The 20,885-nt window shown below is 38.4% G+C and carries 19 protein-coding genes; 16 read left to right on the top strand and 3 right to left on the bottom strand.

Features of this window, described 5'->3' with window-relative positions; translation table 11 throughout:
• The first annotated feature begins 146 nt into the window (after positions 1-146).
• The 6 genes from rimM to BM137_RS05375 all read left to right on the top strand — a co-directional run bounded on the left by rimM (position 147) and on the right by BM137_RS05375 (position 3,991).
• On the top strand, positions 147-665 hold the full coding sequence (gene rimM, locus BM137_RS05400; RefSeq protein ID WP_092480140.1) for a ribosome maturation factor RimM: 519 nt from the start codon (positions 147-149) through the stop codon (positions 663-665).
• Positions 662-1,393, top strand: coding sequence for a tRNA (guanosine(37)-N1)-methyltransferase TrmD (gene trmD / locus BM137_RS05395; protein WP_092480139.1), 732 nt, complete (start codon positions 662-664; stop codon positions 1,391-1,393). The genes rimM and trmD overlap by 4 nt, the downstream gene beginning before the upstream one ends.
• Positions 1,394-1,548: 155 nt before the next feature.
• Positions 1,549-1,896, top strand: a complete 348-nt coding sequence (rplS, locus tag BM137_RS05390; RefSeq protein ID WP_092480138.1) for a 50S ribosomal protein L19 — start codon at positions 1,549-1,551, stop codon at positions 1,894-1,896.
• Between the two features lie 130 nt (positions 1,897-2,026).
• Positions 2,027-2,467 carry a hypothetical protein gene (locus tag BM137_RS05385; RefSeq protein ID WP_092480137.1) on the top strand — a complete coding sequence of 147 codons (441 nt, stop codon included), beginning with the start codon at positions 2,027-2,029 and terminating at the stop codon, positions 2,465-2,467.
• Positions 2,468-2,492: 25 nt separating this feature from the next.
• Positions 2,493-2,906 (top strand): OsmC family protein, encoded by a 414-nt coding sequence (locus BM137_RS05380; protein WP_092480136.1) that lies wholly within the window; start codon positions 2,493-2,495, stop codon positions 2,904-2,906.
• A gap of 182 nt (positions 2,907-3,088) precedes the next feature.
• Complete coding sequence (locus BM137_RS05375; RefSeq protein ID WP_244887656.1) at positions 3,089-3,991, top strand: YitT family protein; 903 nt, start codon at positions 3,089-3,091, stop codon at positions 3,989-3,991.
• A gap of 46 nt (positions 3,992-4,037) precedes the next feature.
• Here BM137_RS05375 and BM137_RS05370 read toward each other — a convergent pair whose 3' ends face one another.
• Complete coding sequence (locus BM137_RS05370) at positions 4,038-4,850, bottom strand: Cof-type HAD-IIB family hydrolase (protein ID WP_092480135.1); 813 nt, start codon at positions 4,848-4,850, stop codon at positions 4,038-4,040.
• A 107-nt stretch (positions 4,851-4,957) separates the two neighbouring features.
• Here BM137_RS05370 and BM137_RS05365 point away from each other — a divergent pair, with 107 nt between their 5' ends.
• Both BM137_RS05365 and BM137_RS05360 read left to right on the top strand, forming a co-directional pair.
• Complete coding sequence (locus BM137_RS05365) at positions 4,958-5,716, top strand: prolyl oligopeptidase family serine peptidase (RefSeq protein WP_092480134.1); 759 nt, start codon at positions 4,958-4,960, stop codon at positions 5,714-5,716.
• Positions 5,717-5,763: 47 nt separating this feature from the next.
• Positions 5,764-6,105 (top strand): metal-sulfur cluster assembly factor, encoded by a 342-nt coding sequence (locus BM137_RS05360; RefSeq protein WP_092480133.1) that lies wholly within the window; start codon positions 5,764-5,766, stop codon positions 6,103-6,105.
• Positions 6,106-6,251: 146 nt separating this feature from the next.
• On the opposite strand, the gene BM137_RS05355 is transcribed toward BM137_RS05360, so the two are convergent.
• On the bottom strand, positions 6,252-7,187 hold the full coding sequence (locus BM137_RS05355; protein ID WP_092480132.1) for an NADP-dependent oxidoreductase: 936 nt from the start codon (positions 7,185-7,187) through the stop codon (positions 6,252-6,254).
• A 167-nt stretch (positions 7,188-7,354) separates the two neighbouring features.
• Between BM137_RS05355 and clpB the strand changes: the two genes are divergently transcribed.
• A complete protein-coding gene (clpB, locus tag BM137_RS05350; RefSeq protein WP_092480131.1) occupies positions 7,355-9,967 on the top strand; it encodes an ATP-dependent chaperone ClpB in 2,613 nt (870 codons plus the stop codon).
• 46 nt (positions 9,968-10,013) lie between these two features.
• Here clpB and BM137_RS05345 read toward each other — a convergent pair whose 3' ends face one another.
• Positions 10,014-10,202 (bottom strand): YjzD family protein, encoded by a 189-nt coding sequence (locus tag BM137_RS05345; protein WP_092480130.1) that lies wholly within the window; start codon positions 10,200-10,202, stop codon positions 10,014-10,016.
• Between the two features lie 226 nt (positions 10,203-10,428).
• On the opposite strand from BM137_RS05345, the gene dnaE reads away from it, so the two are divergent.
• From dnaE to BM137_RS05310, 7 genes are all read left to right on the top strand, one after another.
• Complete coding sequence (gene dnaE, locus BM137_RS05340) at positions 10,429-13,758, top strand: DNA polymerase III subunit alpha (protein WP_092480129.1); 3,330 nt, start codon at positions 10,429-10,431, stop codon at positions 13,756-13,758.
• Between the two features lie 191 nt (positions 13,759-13,949).
• Complete coding sequence (pfkA, locus tag BM137_RS05335; protein WP_092480128.1) at positions 13,950-14,912, top strand: 6-phosphofructokinase; 963 nt, start codon at positions 13,950-13,952, stop codon at positions 14,910-14,912.
• Positions 14,913-15,027: 115 nt separating this feature from the next.
• A complete protein-coding gene (pyk, locus tag BM137_RS05330; protein ID WP_092480127.1) occupies positions 15,028-16,785 on the top strand; it encodes a pyruvate kinase in 1,758 nt (585 codons plus the stop codon).
• A gap of 133 nt (positions 16,786-16,918) precedes the next feature.
• Positions 16,919-17,797 (top strand): CvfB family protein, encoded by an 879-nt coding sequence (locus BM137_RS05325; protein WP_092480126.1) that lies wholly within the window; start codon positions 16,919-16,921, stop codon positions 17,795-17,797.
• A 61-nt stretch (positions 17,798-17,858) separates the two neighbouring features.
• Positions 17,859-18,749 (top strand): site-specific tyrosine recombinase XerD, encoded by an 891-nt coding sequence (gene xerD / locus BM137_RS05320; protein WP_092480125.1) that lies wholly within the window; start codon positions 17,859-17,861, stop codon positions 18,747-18,749.
• A 78-nt stretch (positions 18,750-18,827) separates the two neighbouring features.
• Entirely contained in the window at positions 18,828-19,997 is a 1,170-nt protein-coding gene (gene deoB / locus BM137_RS05315; protein WP_092480124.1) for a phosphopentomutase, read from the top strand.
• Between the two features lie 21 nt (positions 19,998-20,018).
• Positions 20,019-20,840, top strand: coding sequence for a purine-nucleoside phosphorylase (locus BM137_RS05310; protein ID WP_092480123.1), 822 nt, complete (start codon positions 20,019-20,021; stop codon positions 20,838-20,840).
• Positions 20,841-20,885: the final 45 nt, after the last annotated feature.

The following is a 20,885-nucleotide window of genomic DNA, read 5'->3' as shown; positions in this document are numbered from 1 at the left end:
TATCCATCATAAGACGAAGCCGTTTCTTTAGAGAAATGGTTTTTTCTTTTTTTTAACGATAAAAAGAAATCTACTGTAGACATCTAGATAATTCCTAGTAAAATAAGTCTGAGGGAACGATAAAACGAATTAAATGAGGGAATCGAATGGAAAAATTATACAATGTTGGAAAAATAGTGAATACACACGGCATTAAAGGTGAAGTCCGGGTTATATCAGTAACTGATTTTCCAGAACAAAGATACAAAAAAGGTTCAGTATTGATTTTAGAACAAGAAAAAACAAAAGCCGTTGAGCTGGTAGTCGCTAGTCATCGAAAACACAAAAATTTTGATTTGTTGACGTTTGAAAACCATCCTACGATCGAATCTGTTGAAGGGTACAGAGATGGTATCTTAAAAGTAACTGAAGAACAACTAACAGATTTGCCGGAAGATGAATTTTATCTGCACCAAATCATTGGATTGACTGTAATAGACGATACTGGCCGCGAAATCGGTAAAATCAAAGAAGTTTTACAGCCTGGAGCAAACGATGTATGGGTCATTCAAAGACAGAAACAAAAAGATCTGTTGATTCCGTATATTGCGGATTGTGTATTGAATGTCGACTTAGAAGAAAAAATAGTGACGGTCCATCTTATGGAAGGGCTAGAAGATTTATGAAAATAGATGTTCTTACGTTATTCCCTCGTATGTTTGAAGGTCCAATGTCAGAATCCATTATCGGCAAAGCTGTCGAAAAAAATCTGTTGTCGATAGACGTTTTAAACTTTCGCGATTTTTCGGGAAATAAACATCAGCATGTAGACGATTATCCTTATGGCGGCGGAGCTGGAATGTTGTTAAAAGCTCAACCAATCTTCGATGCATTTGATCATCTTCAAGAGAAACATCCTGACACTAAAAAAAGAGTGATCTTGCTCGATCCAGCTGGCGAACCCTTCAATCAAAAGAAAGCCGAAGAACTAGCTGAAGCGGAGCACTTAGTCTTTATTTGCGGTCATTATGAAGGGTATGATGAGCGTATCCGATCGATTGTGACAGATGAGATCTCTCTAGGTGATTATGTGCTGACAGGCGGAGAACTGGGCGCTATGGTGGTAATTGACGCTACAGTAAGGTTGTTGCCTGAAGTGCTGGGGAATGAAGAATCAGCTGTAACAGATTCTTTCTCAACAGGTCTGTTAGAACACCCACATTACACAAGACCTGCTTCTTACAGAGACATGGATGTACCCGAAGTTCTATTGAGCGGGAACCACAAGCTTATTGAAGAGTGGCGAGAGAAAGAATCTTTGAGACGGACCTTGGAACGCAGACCCGATTTGCTGGATCATGTTGAATTGACCGATCAACAAAAAAACTGGATTGAGGAATTCAAACGCAGCTGAGTCCCGATAAAATAACCAAATAAAGAAAAAATACTTTACAGGCATTCTATAATATGATAAAGTTATTTGGTGAGTGGGCAAACCACCGCTATTAACGATATTCCGCTGTATCCGAATGGAGATATACGAATGTTTGTTGGAAGGAGAAAAAATTCATGAGTCAATTAATTGAAGCAATTACTAGCGAACAATTACGTAGTGATATTCCTAGTTTCCGTCCTGGAGATACAGTTCGTGTACATGCACGTATTGTTGAAGGGGAAAGAGAACGTATCCAGTTATTCGAAGGCGTAGTTATCAAACGTCGCGGTGCAGGAATCAGCGAAACATATACTGTTCGTAAAATTTCTTACGGTGTGGGTGTTGAGCGTACGTTCCCAGTACATTCTCCACGTGTTGCTAAACTTGAAGTTATTCGTCAAGGTAAAGTACGTCGTGCTAAATTGTACTACATTCGTAAATTACATGGTAAAGCTGCTCGTATCAAAGAAGCTCGCCGTTAATTCGAAAAGAAAAAAGTCTGATCCGTCTACTAAGATGGCCAGGCTTTTTTTATTTATTCTATATATTCTGGATTATTTACGTTATAATAAAATGGAGCAAGGCATTTAAGTTAGGTAGGGGGAAATAAAATTGTCAGAAACGATTGAAAACTTTGAGGTTTACTTAAAAGAAAAAAATATTCCATTGAAGAAAAGCCAATTGAAAAATGGTCAAATTTTATTTAATGGAAATTTTCGGTTATCGAAAACAAGAGTATTGCCGTTTGGGATAGTGTTCGATAGCAAAGATGCTAAATCAATTGATTTTCAGATTACATACCATAAGTTAGCTTATGTAAAAGATTTTACTAAAAAAGCTGAGATTCTCGAATTGCTGAATGAGTTGAATCAAGTAAAAGCGGGTTATTACAGCGTTATTTTAGCGGGCGATGGTGAGGTTTATCTAAAACAGCTTAGTCGCACGACAAGCGATGTTTTAGCAGCTTACGAAATGATGGTATTTGGTTCTACGATTGCTAAAGTGATCATCAAAGAAATCGAAAAAGTATTGGAACCAGCTTCAGCGGAGTAAAAATACGATAAAAGGCAGGGATTATATGGCTCATCCGAAAAGTTTGTTTCACGCAGAAGTAGTGAATGATCAAGCCTTGCAAGGAGAAGCTTTTGTAAAGAATGATGGACTGAGAGTGGTTATTTCTGATCCTTTGAGTCCAGATCTTGGCACTAATCCTGAAGAACTATTGGGATTATCTTTAAGCACTTGTTTAAATGCTACGATTCAAGCGTTATTAAAAGGCAGAGGCTTAAAGAACAAAAGCCAAGTAGAAGTACACATTGATTTAGTGCCGGAAGAAAAAGGCGGATTCTTTTTCGAAGTATTGGCATTGGCTAAAATTGAGAGCTTACCGTTTGAAAAAGCGGATCGAATCGTTCAAGCAGCAGAAAAGCGTTGTCCGGTAGCCAAACTCCTGGAAGGTAGTAAAACGGTAACCGTTAAAACAGTACAATAAATCAGCTGAGCGAAGTAGGCAATTGTCTGCTTCGCTTTTTTGTTGCCTAAAGTAACGTTACTTAATAGACTCTTATTGTAAAGCGGATACAATGAGACTTTTCTTAATGTTATTATGTTTTTCTTTCTTTCCCATTAGATTGTTGCTATTCTAGTTTAGAATTATCTTACGGAGGTGTTGTGGTGAAAAATTTTAAATCTCCCGTTGCATGGTGGGAATCATTAAAAATTATGATCGTATTAGTTTTTTCAGCGATAACAGGGGCGATATCTTTTAACTTCTTCTTTATCCCGACGAATGTTTATGCATCTGGCTTGAATGGTTTCGCGCAATTGTTTGCGGGTATCACATCAGAATATTTGAACATCCAGCTAGAAACTGGATTGATTATTTTACTATTAAATATCCCAATCGCTATTTTAGGTTGGTTTAAAATAGGAAAGACATTTACTTTATTAAGTTTTCTTTCTTCTTTCTTAGTCTCTATTTTAATGGTTGTCTTACCAGTAATTCAATTGACTCCTGATCCAATCATGAGTGCATTATTTGGTGGGGTAATTGGTGGAGCTGGAGTAGGTTTCGCATTAAAATATGGTTTTTCGACTGGCGGGATGGACATCATTGCAATGGTTCTAGCTAAAACGACCGGCAGAACTATTGGAAACTTGATGATGGTTATGAATGCAATCATTGCAATAACAGCAGGAGCTACTTTTGGGTGGGAATATTCTTTCTATACGATTCTATCCATTTATGCTTTTACCAAAGTTGTAGACACTATTCATACGAGCCATCAAAAAGTAACAGCAATGATCGTAACAACAGATCCGGATACCTTAGTAGAAGCTATACATAAAGAACTAGTCCGAGGCGTTACAGTCTTGCCGGCTACAGGCGGATACAGTAAAACAAACCGTGCTGTGTTAATGATCGTTGTTTCGCGCTATGAGATCTATAGCTTAGAACAAGCCGTTAAAGAAGCGGACGCAGCGGCATTCGTCAACTTTATGCAAACGAATAAAGTAATGGGCGAGTTCTTAAACAGCGAACAGCAAAAAGAACGAAGAGCAAGTAGTGTATTTTAGATAAAATCAAAAAAAAGAATTGGATCTGATCAGATCCAATTCTTTTTTAGTTTAAGCGGAAATATTTCTCCAAGTAAAGTGCCAGACCATCTTCATGATTAGAAAAATCTGTCACATCATCAGCAATCGCCTTTAATTCATCGATCCCATTATTCATCACTACACCATGACCAGCGTATTGAATCATTTCATAGTCGTTATTTTCGTCCCCAAAAGCTAAAATATCTTTTTGTTGCACTCCGTAGACTTGTGCAATACGTTCTACACCCATAGCTTTTTGTACTCCGGCAGCAACAACTTCTAAACAAGGTGTCAGTCCGCCCCAAGTTCTCACTTCCACAGCATCCCCGTAGCGGTGGATGATTTTGTCAGTGATGGCTTGTTGGTTTTCTTTCCCTGTGAATACACTGATAGCTGTTGGTTCTTCTTTCAATGTATCTTCTGATAGTTTGAAAGACATGCTTTTACCAGTAGCGAAGAAATCTTCGTAAGGAACAAAATCATCATCAACATAAACAGAGTCGCGAAGCTCAGCTGCTATAAGTTGAATATCCATATCTTTACGCAAAGACAGCATATCGATAGCAATTTCTCTGTTGAGGGTCTTATGGTACTGAGACTCCCATGCTAATTCGGTAGGCTTATGGCACAATGCACCATTAAAGTTTACGATCGGAGTATCCAATTGTAATTCTGCGTAATATTGGCGACTGCTCCGGTAAGGTCTCCCGGTAGCGATCGAGACGATGTGTCCTTCTTTTTTCAAACGAGTCAAGACTTCACTCGTTTTTTGAGAGATTTGAGACTGGTTATTTAAGGTAGTTCCATCTAAGTCAAGAGCGATTAGCTTTCTATTCATCTGTATCTGTATCCTCCAACGTTTTTATGCTAAACTATAAAAAAAGTAGTTAAACATACACTACCATAAAATCACTGAGAAAAAAATAATTATTAAGAGGTGTCAAGTTGATTTCCATTAAAAATGTAACCGTTAAGGGTTTGCCTTTATTAGAAATAGTTTCAGAGGAACATTTTTCCAAGAAGTTGCCGACCGTATTTTTTTATCACGGATGGACAAGTTCGAAAGAAAGTTCCATGGTCAATGGCTACGAGTTGGCTAAACAAGGATTTCGCGCGTTGTTGCCGGAATCTTATTTACATGGAGAACGAAAAATCAGCGCCTCATCTCCTGGAAATATGGAATTTTGGGATGTCGTATTACATAATTTGAGCGAGATCACCATTTTGAAAGACTATTATGTTGAAAAAGGACTAACAGACCCAGAAAAAATAGGGGTAGCTGGACTTTCTATGGGAGGCATTACGACAAATGCGATGTTGACACAATTTCCTTGGATCAAAGCAGCAAGTGTATTAATGGGAACTCCTTCACCAATTGCTTTTTCGAAATGGCTTTTAAATGCTCCATGGGCAGAGGGGTTAGATATTCAATTGACAGAGCAGGAAGTCAATGATGCGATGGAACCGTTGAAAAATATTTCGTTAGACCTGCATCCGGAAAAAATCAACGGACGTCCTATCTATGTCTGGCATGGAACAAATGATGAGTTAGTCCCTTATTCATTAACGAAAAAATTTATTCAAGCGGTTCAGGATAAGTCTTACGCCCAAAACATCCAATTTGAAACGACTATCGGCGGGATTCATAAAGTCCCTTATGCAATATCTGTAGAAATGGCTGAATTTTTTAAGAAAAATCTGTAAGATGCACATCAAATAAAACAAATAGTTAATGGAAAGGATCATGCCTTATGTCTGAAAATGTATCTTCTTGGACGGAACAAGAACAAGCAGAAATCAGTCAACGTATTATGGCTGCATTAGAGCAAGTGATCGATCCAGAATTGGGGATCGACATTGTTAATTTAGGGTTGGTTTACGGTGTAGAATTGCTGGAAGAGGGGCATTGTGTGGTTAAAATGACGCTGACAACAATGGGATGTCCATTAGCAGATGTTATTACAGAAGAGATCATGAAAGCTCTCAAAAGTGTGCCAGAAGTCCAAACGAGTGAAGTGAAGTTAGTTTGGTATCCAGCGTGGGATACCTCTAAAATGTCTCGATACGCTAGAATTGCATTAGGCATCAGATAAAAGAAAAACTAAGTAGAAAAAAATAAAATCCTGTTAATAATGGTTAGATCAAAAAAGAGGCCCGATTAGGCACTGACCCCCAAAAGTTAGAGTAAAATCTAAACTTTTGGGGGTCGCCACCTTATGGCCTCTTTTTTGATGAAAATTTAATCTATATGAATGACAACTTTACCTGGTATAGACTCGTTTTCACTTACATCATGCGCCTCACGTAAGCCTTCTTGAGTAAAAGGGAAAGTTTTCCCAACAATCGGTTTTAAGTGATCTTCTTCAATCAATTTTGCTAGCGCCTTCATACGTTCGCCGGTCGGCTCCAAGAAGAAGTAGCCAGTTAAAACGCCTTTTTCAGCTGCTTTTTCTTCATCTGGAGGAGCAACGATGGAAACTAATGTGCCGCCTTTTTTGAGAATGTTGTAACTTTTTTCTTGGATTTCTCCACCTTGGGTATCCAACACGAAATCAAAATCAGATAGAATTTGTTCGAAATCTTCTTCTTGGTAGTTGATGAACTGATCTGCACCAAGAGATTTGGCAAGTTCTTCATTTTTTCCGCTGGCAGTTGCTGCTACGTAAGCTCCGAAGTATTTAGCGATTTGGATCGCTAAATGACCTACACCGCCAGAACCTCCATGGATCAATACGCGATCGCCTTCTTTGATTTTTCCGATTTCCACCAGCGCCACCCAGGCAGTTTGGCCAGTTAGAGGAATAGCCGCTGCTTCATCGAAAGAAATATTGTCGGGCATTTTACTAACTAGGTTTTCTTCGATAGCCGTATATTCCGCATAAGTTCCTCTAGGTGTGGTAGCAGGGCGAGCCAATACTTTGTCTCCTACAGAAAAAGAGGTCACACTTGTTCCTACTTTCTTGATGATGCCTGCTGCATCCCAACCTAAGATAATGGGAAAATCATAAGGCAGCATTTCTTTTAAATAACCGGCTCTCATTTTCCAATCGATTGGATTGATTGAGGTAGCTTTCAATTCGACTAAGACTTGATCGTCTGCTAGTTCTGGAGTAGGCAGTTCTTTTTCTACAAGTTGATCTGATCCTCCATATTGATTAATAACGATTGCTTTCATGTAAACACCCTTTCTATATGATTAAGCTGAAAATTGAATCCTATCTTCAGTATATAGAGATAAGATAAAACTGAAAAACAATTTGTTTGTCGAAAAATATTTGACCATTTTTGACCAATAGAGTAAAATAAAATCAGTAAATTCGATGGAAAGAAAGTGGTGAGCTTATGGAAATGGATAAATTAACCAGCACGATGCAACAAGCTTTAGGTGAAGCTCAACAAATTGCAGTCACGAGACAACACCAAGAAATCGATATTGTGCACCTATGGAAAATATTTTTAACGCCTAGCCATTTTGCTAAGAATGTTTATGAACAAGTAGACGTAGACACAGCTCAATTTGAATTCAATATTGATCAAGAGTTGGATAAATTGCCGATTGTAGAAGGAAATAATGTGCATTATGGTCAAACGATGAGCCAAAATCTTTATCGTTTGTTGACAGAAGCAGGAAAAATCAGTGAATCTTTTCAGGATGAGTATGTTTCAACTGAAGTCATTCTATTAGCATTGATGAAACTGAAAAATCATGTTTTGACAAAGTACTTGCTGGCGCAAGGACTAACAGAAAAAAGATTGCGCGAGAAAATCATGGAATTAAGAGGAGGAGAGCGAGTGACATCACAAAATCAAGAAGAGAATTATGAAGCGTTAAGCAAATATGGAATAGATCTGGTTGAAGCTGTTAAGAGCGGGAAACAAGACCCTATTATCGGCAGAGACGAAGAAATACGAAATGTCATTCGAATATTGTCTCGTAAAACAAAGAATAACCCAGTATTGATCGGAGAGCCGGGAGTAGGTAAAACAGCTATTGTAGAAGGTTTAGCTCAACGAATCGTGCGAAAAGACGTTCCTGAAAATCTGAAAGATAAGACGATTTTTTCATTAGATATGGGAGCGTTGATCGCTGGGGCGAAATATAGAGGAGAATTTGAAGAACGATTAAAAGCAGTGCTAAAAGAAGTGAAGAAAAGCGATGGACAAATCATTTTGTTCATTGATGAAATCCATACGATCGTTGGAGCAGGTAAAACAGAAGGAAGCATGGATGCAGGTAACCTTTTGAAACCGATGTTGGCACGTGGAGAATTGCACTGTATCGGCGCTACTACTCTAGATGAATACCGCAAATATATGGAAACAGACAAAGCTTTAGAACGTCGTTTCCAAAAAGTGTTGGTCAATGAGCCGACCGTTGAAGATACGATCAGTATTTTAAGAGGATTGAAAGAGCGTTTTGAAATTTACCATAGTGTAAATATCCATGACAATGCCTTAGTAGCTGCTGCTACATTGTCTAATCGCTACATCACGGATCGTTTTTTACCGGATAAAGCCATTGATTTGGTGGATGAGGCTTGTGCCACCATCCGTGTAGAAATGAATTCCATGCCTACAGAATTGGACCAAGTCAGAAGACGTTTGATGCAGCTGGAAATAGAAGAAGCCGCATTGAAAAAAGAAGAAGATGAAGGAAGCCGCCGTCGTTTGGAACTGATTCAAGAAGAGTTGGCAGATTTGAAAGAAGAAGCGCATCAACTGCAATTGAAATGGGATTCCGAAAAAAATCAAGTGTCTCAGTTGAGAGATAAAAGAGAACAGCTTGATCGATTGCGTCATGAATTAGACGAAGCTGAGAATCAATATGATTTAGAAAGAGCGGCTGTTTTGCGCCATGGAGAAATACCAGCTTTAGAAAAAGAGTTGGCTGAATTAGAAGTGAGTCAAACAAAAGCTAATGCCGATGTCGTTCGATTAGTGCAAGAGTCCGTTACGGAAGAAGAAATTGCTTTGGTCGTTGGAAGACAAACTGGGATTCCAGTGAACCGATTGGTCAAAGGAGAAAGAGAAAAACTGCTGCAATTGGCTGACAACATGAAAGCTAGAGTAATCGGACAAGACGAGGCAGTCGATAGCGTGACAGACGCAGTGATCCGAGCGCGTGCAGGTATTCAAAATCCGAATAAACCTTTAGGCTCTTTTATGTTTTTAGGACCAACTGGTGTAGGGAAAACAGAATTAGCCAAAACGTTGGCTGAAAATCTATTTGATTCCCAAGATCATATGGTTCGGATTGATATGAGTGAATACATGGAAAAACATACTGTCTCCAGATTAGTAGGAGCACCTCCTGGTTATGTAGGTTATGATGAGGGCGGTCAATTGACAGAAGCGGTCAGAAGAAGCCCTTATACGATTATTTTACTGGATGAAATAGAAAAAGCTCATCCCGATGTGTTCAATATTTTATTGCAAGTGTTAGATGATGGTCGATTGACTGATTCTAAGGGACGCGTCGTAGATTTCAAGAATACTGTGTTGATTATGACCAGCAATATTGGATCAAATCTATTGCTTGACGGAACCAGTGAAGATGGAGAGATTTCGCAACAAACAAAAGATCAAGTTTTTGGTTTATTGAGAGCCAATTTCAAACCGGAATTCTTAAACCGGATTGATGATACAATTTTATTCGCTCCTTTAAACTTTAACGTGGTGAAGAAAATCGTTTTGAAGATGACCAAAGACTTGGAAAAACGATTAGAGCAACAAGAAATTGGATTGGAGATCACTGAAGAGGCTCAGTCGTGGATTGCGGATAAGGCCTATGATCCAGCTTATGGGGCTCGGCCGCTGCAACGTTATCTTACAAAAGAAGTCGAAACCCCGATTGCAAGACTAATTATTGAAGGGAAAATTTACCCAGGTCTAAAAGCCGTTTTAACGGTGATTGCAGATCAGTTGACTATTGAAGTAGCAACTAAAGAAGAATAAAAAAAAGCCGGATGATATTCCGGCTTTTTTGTCTTTATACGGTTGTTTATGATTGATGTCCGTCTTGACTTGGTTTAGGAACGGCATTAGAGAGCAAGATGACTAGAACGCCACTTAGCAGACCAATTACTGTAGCCGTCGTAAAAGAAAAACTTCCGCCGGTCAACGAACCACCGATATAGTTAACGACTTGTCCTAAACAGAATCCCCAAAATAAGGTTGCAATATACTTCATGGTACCAACACCTTCTTTCTATCACACTCATTTTACCACTTTTTTTTCAGAATGAAAGAAAAAGCCGATAAATGAGACAGAATTTGCTGTTTGTCTCCTATTCAGAGTATAATAAGAGAGTATGAAATTGTGCTGAGAATCCTTTTCTTAGTTGGAACACGGTAAGAAATAGGATAGAGTAAAAAATAAATACCTTCATCAAATTGATGAAAAGGAGGACTGGAAAGTGTCTTTTGTACCATTACAAGTTAAAAGTGCCTATTCCTTGCTTCAAAGTACTTTATCGGTAGAAGGATTAGTAGGAGCCGCTAAAAAAAGAGGGTATCAATCCTTAGCTTTGACTGACCATAATGTCCTTTATGGTGCTGTCGACTTCTACAAACTATGTTTGAAACATCAATTGAAACCAATCATAGGATTAACCTTGGATATGCAAGGCATCATAGAGACAGAACACTCATTTCCTTTAGTTTTGCTGGCTGAAACGAACCAAGGATACAAACACTTAGTGGCTTTGTCTACTAAAAAGATGATAGAGCCTGAAACTTTATTTTCTCCTAATGATCTAGCACCTTACTCAGAAGGTTTGATTGCTTTGACACCTGGGATAACGGGTGAAATCGAGCAGTACTTATTAGCGGATAAAATAGAAGAAGCTGAAAAAATAATCGCTGCTTACAAAAGGTTATTCTCTCCAGAACACTTTTATCTTGGAATTCAGCTGCACGAAGAGTTGATGCCGATAAAAGATGCGCTTTTACAGACAGCCAAAGAAAATGACCTAAAGACAGCAGCTTTGACTGATGTACAGTATTTAAACGAAGAAGATGCCTTCAGCTTAAAAGTATTGAAAGCCATTGATAAAGGAGAACAATTAGAGGAACACCAAAAGGTCTTGACTGGCACCCGTCATCTTGGTGAACCCGATCAAGTAGAACAGCAATTCGTGACTGCTGGACTTGCGGAAGCTGTTCAACAGACAAGAAACATTGCGGATCGTATCAAGATAGAAATTCCTTTACAACAAAGGTTGTTGCCTAAATACCCTATCCAAACAACGGATACAACTTCAGCTTTTTTAAAACAATTGTGTTTAGACGGACTAAAGAAAAGAGTTCCAGAAGCGGATGCAAGATACTTCAAGAGATTGGAGCATGAATTGACTGTAATCCAGAAAATGGGATTTGAAGATTACTTTTTAATCGTATGGGATGTTATGGCTTATGCTCATCGCGCAAAAATCGTTACAGGTGCTGGGCGAGGATCTGCAGCAGGTTCTTTAGTGTCTTACGTTCTAGAAATAACAGACGTGGACCCTATTGAATACAATTTGCTGTTTGAACGCTTCTTAAATGAAGAGAGATATAATATGCCGGATATCGATTTAGATTTCCCAGATAATCGAAGAGAAGAAGTATTGCAATACGTAAAAGAGAAATACGGTAAAGACCACGTTGCCCAGATTATTACCTTTGGAACGCTTGCTGCCAAAATGGCTTTACGAGATACAGCTCGCGTTTTTGGGCTGAAACAAGACGAATCCAATGAGTGGTCAAAAGCGATTCCGAATCAATTAGGAATTACTTTAGAAGAGGCGTACAAAAAATCTTCGGCATTGCAACAATTGGTCAAACAGTCGGAACGAAACCAGTTGATTTTCAAAACAGCCAAAAATATTGAAGGTTTGCCAAGACATGCTTCCACCCACGCAGCAGGAGTCGTGATCAGTGACCAAAAACTGAGCAGCATCATTCCTCTTCAATCCGGGAGCAGTTCTATTGCATTGACCCAATATGCTATGGGAAATGTTGAAGAAATCGGACTGTTGAAAATGGACTTTTTGGGATTGAAGAATTTAACGATTTTGGGAGATGCGTTAAAAACAGTTGAGTACGACACCGGAAAGCAGATTCGATTGCAAGACATTCCAATGGATGATAAAGAAACCTTAGAACTGTTCCAAAAAGCAGACACAGTAGGAATCTTTCAGTTTGAATCCAACGGTATAAAGAACGTTTTGCGCAAGCTGCATCCAGAATCCTTAGAAGACATTGCGGCCGTCAATGCTTTATATCGACCGGGTCCCATGGAACAGATCGATGTGTTCATCAAACGGAAAAAAGGCGAATTGGCCATGGAATATCCACATGAAAGCTTAAAAGATATCCTAAACGTCACATATGGTGTCATGGTGTATCAAGAACAAGTCATGCAAGTGGCGTCTAAAATGGCGGGGTACTCTTTAGGACAAGCAGATATTCTTAGAAGAGCCATTGGGAAAAAGAAAAAAGAATTGATTGATGCGGAAAGAGTTCATTTTACAGCTGGTGCTGCAGACAAAGGATACCCAGAGCAGGATGCAAGACAAGTTTATGACTATATCGAACGTTTTGCCAATTACGGGTTCAACCGATCTCATTCCATTGCTTATTCTTTTATCGGCTACCAAATGGCTTACATCAAGGTCCATTATCCGCAAGCCTTTTATATTGCCTTGTTGAATTCAGCTTTGCATAACTCAAATAAGGTAAAAGAATATCTACTAGAAGCTAAGAAAAAGAAAATCGATGTCTATCATCCAGATATTAATGCCAGTTACGGACGTTTTACGAAAAAAGATGCAGGTATTTTATTTGGTCTTAGTTCTATAAAAGGATTGAGAAGAGACTATGTAGCTGAAATTATCCAAAATCGAAAAGCAAATGGCGTCTATAAAGACTTCATTGATTTTTTAAGAAGAATGGATACCAAATGGGTAAAAGAAGATTATATTCTGCCATTGATCTACGTTGGCGCTTTTGATGGATTCCGTTACAGTAGAGGAACGTTGTTGAACTCCTTAGAGAGTATTTTGACAAGTGTGAAATTCAGCGGAAATAACATCGGCTTATTTGATGTACTGCAGCCAAAATATGAAGAAGCACCAGATTTGACTCCTCAAGAAAAATTAGAGGCGGAAAATACTTACTTAGGGGTCTACTTATCAGGGCATCCTACTGAAAAGTACGAAGACATTTTAAAAAGTAAGCAAGGCATTTATGTTAAAGATGCTGTTGAAAATCAAAAAATCCGATTGGTCGGACAGGTAAAAGATGTCAAAAAAATCACTACTAAAAAAGGCGAACCAATGGCTTTTATGACGGTTAGTGATACTACGGGAGATATTTCATTGACTTTGTTCCCGACAGTATACCGCAAATACATTCAATGTGTTGTCCAAAACAAAGTTCTTTATGTAGAGGGGAAGACGGAAGTCAGACAAGGTCAAGGTTTGCAAATTTTAGTCTCTCACCTTAAAGAAGCAGCAGAGATAGAAGAAGAGAAGAAAGTCAAAAAATGTTTTGTCCGAATTGAACAACAGTATGAGGACGGTGAAACGTTAAATAGACTGAAAGAACTCTTTACAGAACACTCAGGCTCTATTCCTGTAATTTTGTACTACATGAGAACGAATAAAAAACTAGGGCTCCAAGAAGCATTCTGGGTCAATGAATCATCTGATTTGGTGAAATCAGTTGAAGAATTGTTAGGAAAAGGGAACATAATCATAGATTGAAATTAAAGTTCTCTAAAATTTAAAAAATATCTTGAAAGAAAAGCAGAATTCATAAGACAATTTATATTAAAAATGGTAGAATGTCATTGTTGAACTAATTTATGGATAACTTATTATCACATTGTTTGTTCATAATCATCTTTATGTATATATTTTTACAACTATAACTTTTTATGAGGTGAAAGTGGAATATGAAACGTATCGCTGTTTTAACAAGCGGGGGAGATGCTCCTGGAATGAACGCGGCTATTAGAGCTGTTGTTCGAAAAGCTCTTTACGAAGGAATGGAAGTTTTTGGTATCAACTACGGTTATGCTGGATTGGTAGCTGGAGATATACGTCAATTACACCATAACGATGTAGGAGATATGATTTCAAGAGGGGGTACTTTCCTTTATTCAGCACGTTATCCTGAATTTGCAACTGAAGAGGGGCAATTGAAAGGTATCGAACAATTGAAGAAATTTGGAATCGAAGGATTAGTAGTTATCGGAGGAGACGGCTCTTACAGAGGAGCTTTAGCGTTAACAAAACACGGCTATCCAACTATCGGACTTCCTGGAACAATCGATAATGATATTCCTGGAACTGATTTTTGTATCGGTTTTGATACAGCCATCAATACTGTATTAGACTCATTAGATAAAATTCGTGACACAGCTACAAGTCACGTCCGTACATTTATTGTGGAAGTTATGGGACGTAATGCAGGGGACATCGCTTTATGGGCGGGTGTTTCTGGTGGAGCAGAACAAATCATCATTCCTGAAAAAGAATTCGATATGGCAGAAGTAGCAACTAAAATTACTGAAGGCCGTGAAAAAGGTAAAAAACACACGATTATCGTTCTTGCTGAAGGTGTAATGAACGGGAATAAATTTGCAGAAGAATTGTACAAATTCGGAGATTATCACGCACGCGTTACTGTTTTAGGACACGTACAACGTGGTGGATCACCAACTGCTAGAGACCGTGTTTTAGCTAGTCAATTTGGAGCAAGAGCAGTTGATTACTTGAAAGAAGGTAAAGGTGGATTGTGCCTAGGAATAGTGAACAATGAAATCATTGCTTCTGATATCATTGATACATTAGAAAAAGGATCACATAGACCAAATGTAGCTTTATACAAATTAAATCAAGAAATTTCTAACTAAAGATTTTTCAAAAAATTGGATTTCCTTCATTTTCTACGGTAAGATGATGAAGGAGATTATATTATTGTGTGCATAAAATATAAAAGTTAAACCAAAATGTTAGGAGTTTTGAAGAATGAAAAAGACAAAAATTGTATGTACCATTGGACCGGCAAGTGAGTCGGTGGAAACTTTAGTAAAAATGATCGACGCAGGAATGAACGTTGCTCGTTTAAATTTCTCGCATGGTGATTTCGAAGAGCATGGTGCTCGTATCCAAAACATCCGTGAAGCTTCAAAAATTACTGGGAAAATGGTTGCGATCTTATTAGATACTAAAGGCCCAGAAATCCGTACTCATAACATGAAAGATGGTAAAATTCAATTTACTTCAGGCGATGTAGTACGTGTAGCGATGAATGAAGTTGAAGGAACAAAAGAGAAATTCTCTGTTTCTTACTCAGAATTGATCAATGACGTACATCCTGGATCTCACATTTTATTAGATGATGGTTTGATTGATTTATTGGTAACTGATCTAGACATGGAAAACCAAGAAATCGTAACAACTGTTCAAAACCCAGGAACATTGAAAAACAAAAAAGGTGTAAACGTTCCGGGAGTATCTGTTAACCTTCCAGGAATCACTGATAAAGATGCTGCTGACATCCGTTTTGGTTTACAAAATGATGTTGACTATATTGCTGCAAGTTTTGTTCGTCGTGCTTCTGACGTTTTAGAGATCACTCAAATCTTAGAAGAAGAAAACATGACTCATGTTCAAATCATTCCTAAAATCGAAAACCAAGAAGGCGTAGACAACATTGACGAAATCTTAAAAGTTTCAGACGGTTTAATGGTTGCTCGTGGAGACCTTGGAGTAGAAATTCCTACAGAGGAAGTTCCTATCGCTCAAAAAGACTTAATCAAAAAATGTAATAAATTAGGTAAACCGGTTATCACTGCTACTCAAATGTTGGATTCAATGCAAAGCAATCCTCGTCCGACACGTGCAGAAGCAAGTGACGTTGCCAATGCTATCTTTGACGGAACAGACGCAATCATGTTATCAGGTGAAACAGCTGCTGGTGATTACCCAGTAGAAGCTGTTCAAACAATGGCTCGTATTGCTACACGTACTGAAGAAGCTTTAGTAAACCAAGATTCATTCACATTAAGAGCTTACGATCAAGGCGATATGACAGAAGCTATTGGACAATCTGTTGGACACACTGCTCGTAACTTGAACATTGATACAATTGTGGCTGCAACTGAATCTGGACATACAGCGAGAATGATCTCTAAATACCGTCCTAAATCAACTATCGTAGCTGTTACTTTCTCTGAAAGAACTATGCGCGGTCTAGCTTTATCGTGGGGAGTATACCCTACAGTTGCAGAAAAACCAGAATCAACAGATGACATGTTCAATTTAGCTACTGGTATTGCTCAAGAAAAAGGCTATGCTAAAGAAGGCGACTTGATCATCATTACTGCTGGTGTTCCAGTTGGAGAACGCGGAACAACAAACTTGATGAAAATTCAAATGATTGGTTCAAAATTGATCAGCGGCCAAGGTATCGGCAGCGAGTCAGTTATTGGAAAAGCTGTAGTAGCGACAAACGCTCAAGAAGCTAACGTGAAAAGTGTAGAAGGTTGCGTTTTAGTAACAAAAACTACTGACAAAGACTACTTGCCTGCAATCGAAAAAGCTGCGGCTATCATTGTTGAAGATGGTGGTATGACTAGTCATGCTGCAGTTATCGGAATTGCTATGGGAATTCCTGTAATCGTTGGAGCAGAAAATGCTACTAGCGCTATTGCAGATGACGAATTGATCACAGTAGACTCTCGTCGTGGCATTGTTTACCGCGGAGCAACTGCTGCTATCTAATGGTATATTCAATCGAAAGAAAACTCTCAGAGATTATTTTCTGAGAGTTTTCTTCGTATAAAAGACTATTTCACATAATAAAATTATGGTAAACTAAGTAATGACTAAAAAGTATTTAAAGGAGTGCAGAAAAATGAATCAATCACTAGGAACTGTTATTACAGGTATCGTGACAGATATCAATGAAAAAGCGTATTTCATTCAAAAAAATGGGGTAACTTATGAATTGCCTAAGAGCGACACAACCGATTATAAACTTGGCGATGCAGTAGAAGGGTTCGCTTATATAGGTCAAGACAAATCTCTGAAAATGACTCAAGACATTCCAAGAATCCAAGTAGGTGATTACGCTTTAAGCAAAGTAATAGATGTCCGCAGAGATTTAGGAGTATTTGTTGATATTGGATTGCCAGATAAAGAGATAGTTGTTTCTTTAGATGAATTGCCAACTGAGAAATCATTGTGGCCTAAAAAAGGTGACCAATTGATGGTAACTATTCGAGTGGACGAAAAGGATAGAATGTGGGGACAATTAGCAAGTGAAGAATTCTTTGAAGATATTGCTAAAAAAGCACCTGAAGATCTTGTTAACAAAGACATCAAGGGTATTGCTTACCGTTTGAAAATTGTTGGAACATATGTATTAACAGATGGTCAGCATTTAGGGTTTATCCATCCATCGCAACGAGATATAGAACCTAGATTAGGGGAAGAGATATCTGGTCGTGTCATTGGTATTGGACAAGAAGGAACAGTAAATATTTCGTTAAGACCTAGAGCACATGAAGCTATCCCAGACGATGCAGCGATGTTACTGGCTATTTTAGAACGTTCTAAAAACGGCAGCTTCCCTTATACAGATAAAAGTTCGCCTGAGGAAATTAAAACATATTTTGGAATCAGTAAAGGTCAATTCAAACGCGCTTTAGGAAACTTGCTAAAACAGCGTAAAGTGGTTCAAGTGGATGGAGAAACACGTTTAGTAGAATCACCAAATCAAGAAAATAAGTAAATTTCTCTATTGAAAAAGAACCATTAAAGAGCCGTTTGACATAGATTGGAGCGGGTTTTGAATGAAAGAAGATTTAGAAGAGTATATTCGCTACTTGCAAATTGAACGCGGACTGGCGGATAATACCATTGAAAGTTACAAAAGAGATTTAAATCAGTACCTAGTTTATTTGGAAAAAAATGAGCTGAGGGATTGGGAAAAAATCGATCGTTACACCATTTTATCATTCATGCAAGAGTTGAAAGAAACGAAGAAATCATCTGCAACAGTTATTCGAATGGTCTCAAGTCTTAGGAAGTTTCATCAATATTTAAAACAAGAACAACGTTCAAGCGTAGATCCTATGCTGCATATCGATACGCCTAAAAAAGCACATCACTTGCCTAAAGTATTATCGATGACGGAAGTCGAGAAATTGATTGAAACACCGAATACTAATGAAATACTCGGATTAAGGGACAGAGCAATACTAGAAGTCATGTACGCTACTGGGTTGCGGGTCACTGAGTTGACAGAATTGAAGATGGATGATTTGCATTTGTCATTAGGTTTGATTCAAACGATTGGAAAAGGTGATAAAGAGCGCATCATTCCAATTGGGGATTTAGCTATCAAATGGATTGAGAATTATTTGAAATACAGCCGAAATAAACTGGAAAAGCCAAGTAAAAGAAGCCCATATCTATTTTTGAATCACCATGGCAGAAAGCTGACACGCCAAGGGATATGGAAAAACTTGGGGGCTTTAGTCAAAAAAGCTGGTATTGAAAAAGAAGTAACTCCGCATACTTTGCGGCATTCATTTGCTACTCATTTATTAGAAAATGGAGCTGATCTGAGGGTGGTGCAAGAGTTGTTGGGACACTCGGATATTTCGACTACTCAGATATACACGCATATTACTAAACAGCGAATGGCAAAGGTTTACAAAACTTACCATCCAAGAGCTTAGGGGAAATAAATCCCTCGATATTTTAGCTGTTTTCTACTATAATTAAAGTGTTAGTAAAAATGATAAGGAGGAATAATTTTGGGCTATAAACGAGTACATTTGATAGTAATGGATTCAGTGGGTATTGGCGAGGCTCCAGATGCGGAAAAATTTAACGACGTTGGTAGCGATACGCTAGGTCATATTGCTGAAGAGGCAGGATTGACTATTCCTCACTTAGAAAAATTAGGATTAGGGAATATCCGTTCTTTGAAAGGTGTAAACAACGTATCTGATCATTTAGGATACTACACGAAATTGGAAGAAGTTTCGGTAGGAAAAGATACAATGACAGGTCACTGGGAAATTATGGGGTTGAATATCCAATCTCCGTTTAGAGTTTTTCCAGATGGATTTCCAGATGATTTGATCCAAAAAATCGAACAACACACTGGACGTAAGATCGTAGGGAATAAACCTGCCAGCGGTACAGGTATTATCGATGAGTATGGAGAACATCAAATGAAAACAGGAGATTTGATCGTTTATACATCAGCAGATCCCGTACTACAGATTGCTGCTCACGAAGAAATTATTCCATTAGAAGAATTATACAGCATTTGCGAGTACGTAAGAGAAATCACTTTAGATGACCCTTATATGATTGGAAGAATCATTGCTCGTCCATACTTAGGAGAACCAGGCAACTTTACTCGAACAGCTAATCGTCACGATTACGCTCTTGATCCATTCGGAAAAACAGTTTTAGACTCTTTGAAAGAGGCTGGAAAAGACGTTATTGCTATTGGTAAAATCAACGACATCTATAATGGACAAGGATTGACTGAATCTGTCCGTACAAAAAGCAATATGGATGGCGTAGACCAACTATTGAAAGTCATGGATAAAGACTTCAATGGATTGAGTTTCTTAAACTTAGTAGATTTTGATGCATTATACGGCCATCGTCGTGATGTAAAAGGATACGCTGAAGCGATAGAAGATTTTGACCAACGAATTGAAGAAATTCTAGGCAAGTTAAAAGAAGACGATCTGCTGTTGATTACTGCAGACCATGGGAATGACCCTACAGCTCCTGGTACAGATCATACACGTGAATATGTGCCGCTGTTAGCTTATTCTCCTTCCATGAAACAGAATGGCGAATTGAAACAAGGTCACTTTGCAGATATCGGAACAACGATCGCAGACATTTTTGATGTTCCAAGTACCGGTTTCGGAGAAAGTTTTTTAGATCAATTAAAATAAAACTTATTTCAGGAGGACAACATGACACAACTATTACAAGAACGCATTACTCAAGCAGCAGCTTTCATTAAAGAACAAGGAGTTCAACAAGTGGATATTGGGTTGATCTTAGGTTCAGGATTAGGAGAATTAGGAGAAGAAGTAGAAAATCCGATCGCTATCCCTTACGGAACGATTCCTCATTTTCCTGTGTCTACTGTTGTAGGACATGCTGGTCAATTGGTGTACGGTACACTAGGTGGACAAAAAGTGTTGGCTATGCAAGGCAGATTCCATTATTATGAAGGCTATTCTTTAGAAGAAGTAACTTTCCCAGTACGCGTAATGAAAGAATTGGGTATCCATTCAGTAGTGGTAACGAATGCTGCAGGCGGTGTAAATACGGAATTCACACCAGGAGATTTGATGATGATCACTGATCAAATCAACTTTACGGGCGTTAACCCATTACATGGACCGAACGATGAAAATATGGGTCCGCGTTTTGCAGATATGAGTCATGCATACGATGAAAGTTATCAAGAAATCGTTCGTAAAGTGGCAAAAGAAAGCGGTCTTGACTTAAAAGAAGGCGTTTATATGGGATTCTCTGGTCCTACATATGAAACTCCAGCTGAAGTGAGAATGGCGCGGACTCTTGGTGCTGATGCAGTAGGAATGTCTACCGTTCCGGAAGTTATCGTAGCGAACCATGCGGGGATGAAAGTTGTTGGTGTTTCTTGTATTACCAACTTAGCTGCAGGAATGCAAGCGAACTTGAACCACGAAGAAGTAGTAGAAACAACTACAAGAGTAAAAGAAACATTCAAATCATTTGTCAAAATGATCTTAGCTCAAATGTAATTCTTCATTAAAATAACCCAAAGGGCAAGGTGTTAGACCAAACTC

The sequence above is a fragment of the Desemzia incerta genome, assembly GCF_900115825.1.
Classification (GTDB): domain Bacteria; phylum Bacillota; class Bacilli; order Lactobacillales; family Carnobacteriaceae; genus Desemzia; species Desemzia incerta.
The sequence above is the reverse complement of the archived record's forward strand: the minus strand, read 5'-3'. Positions and strand labels throughout refer to the sequence as shown.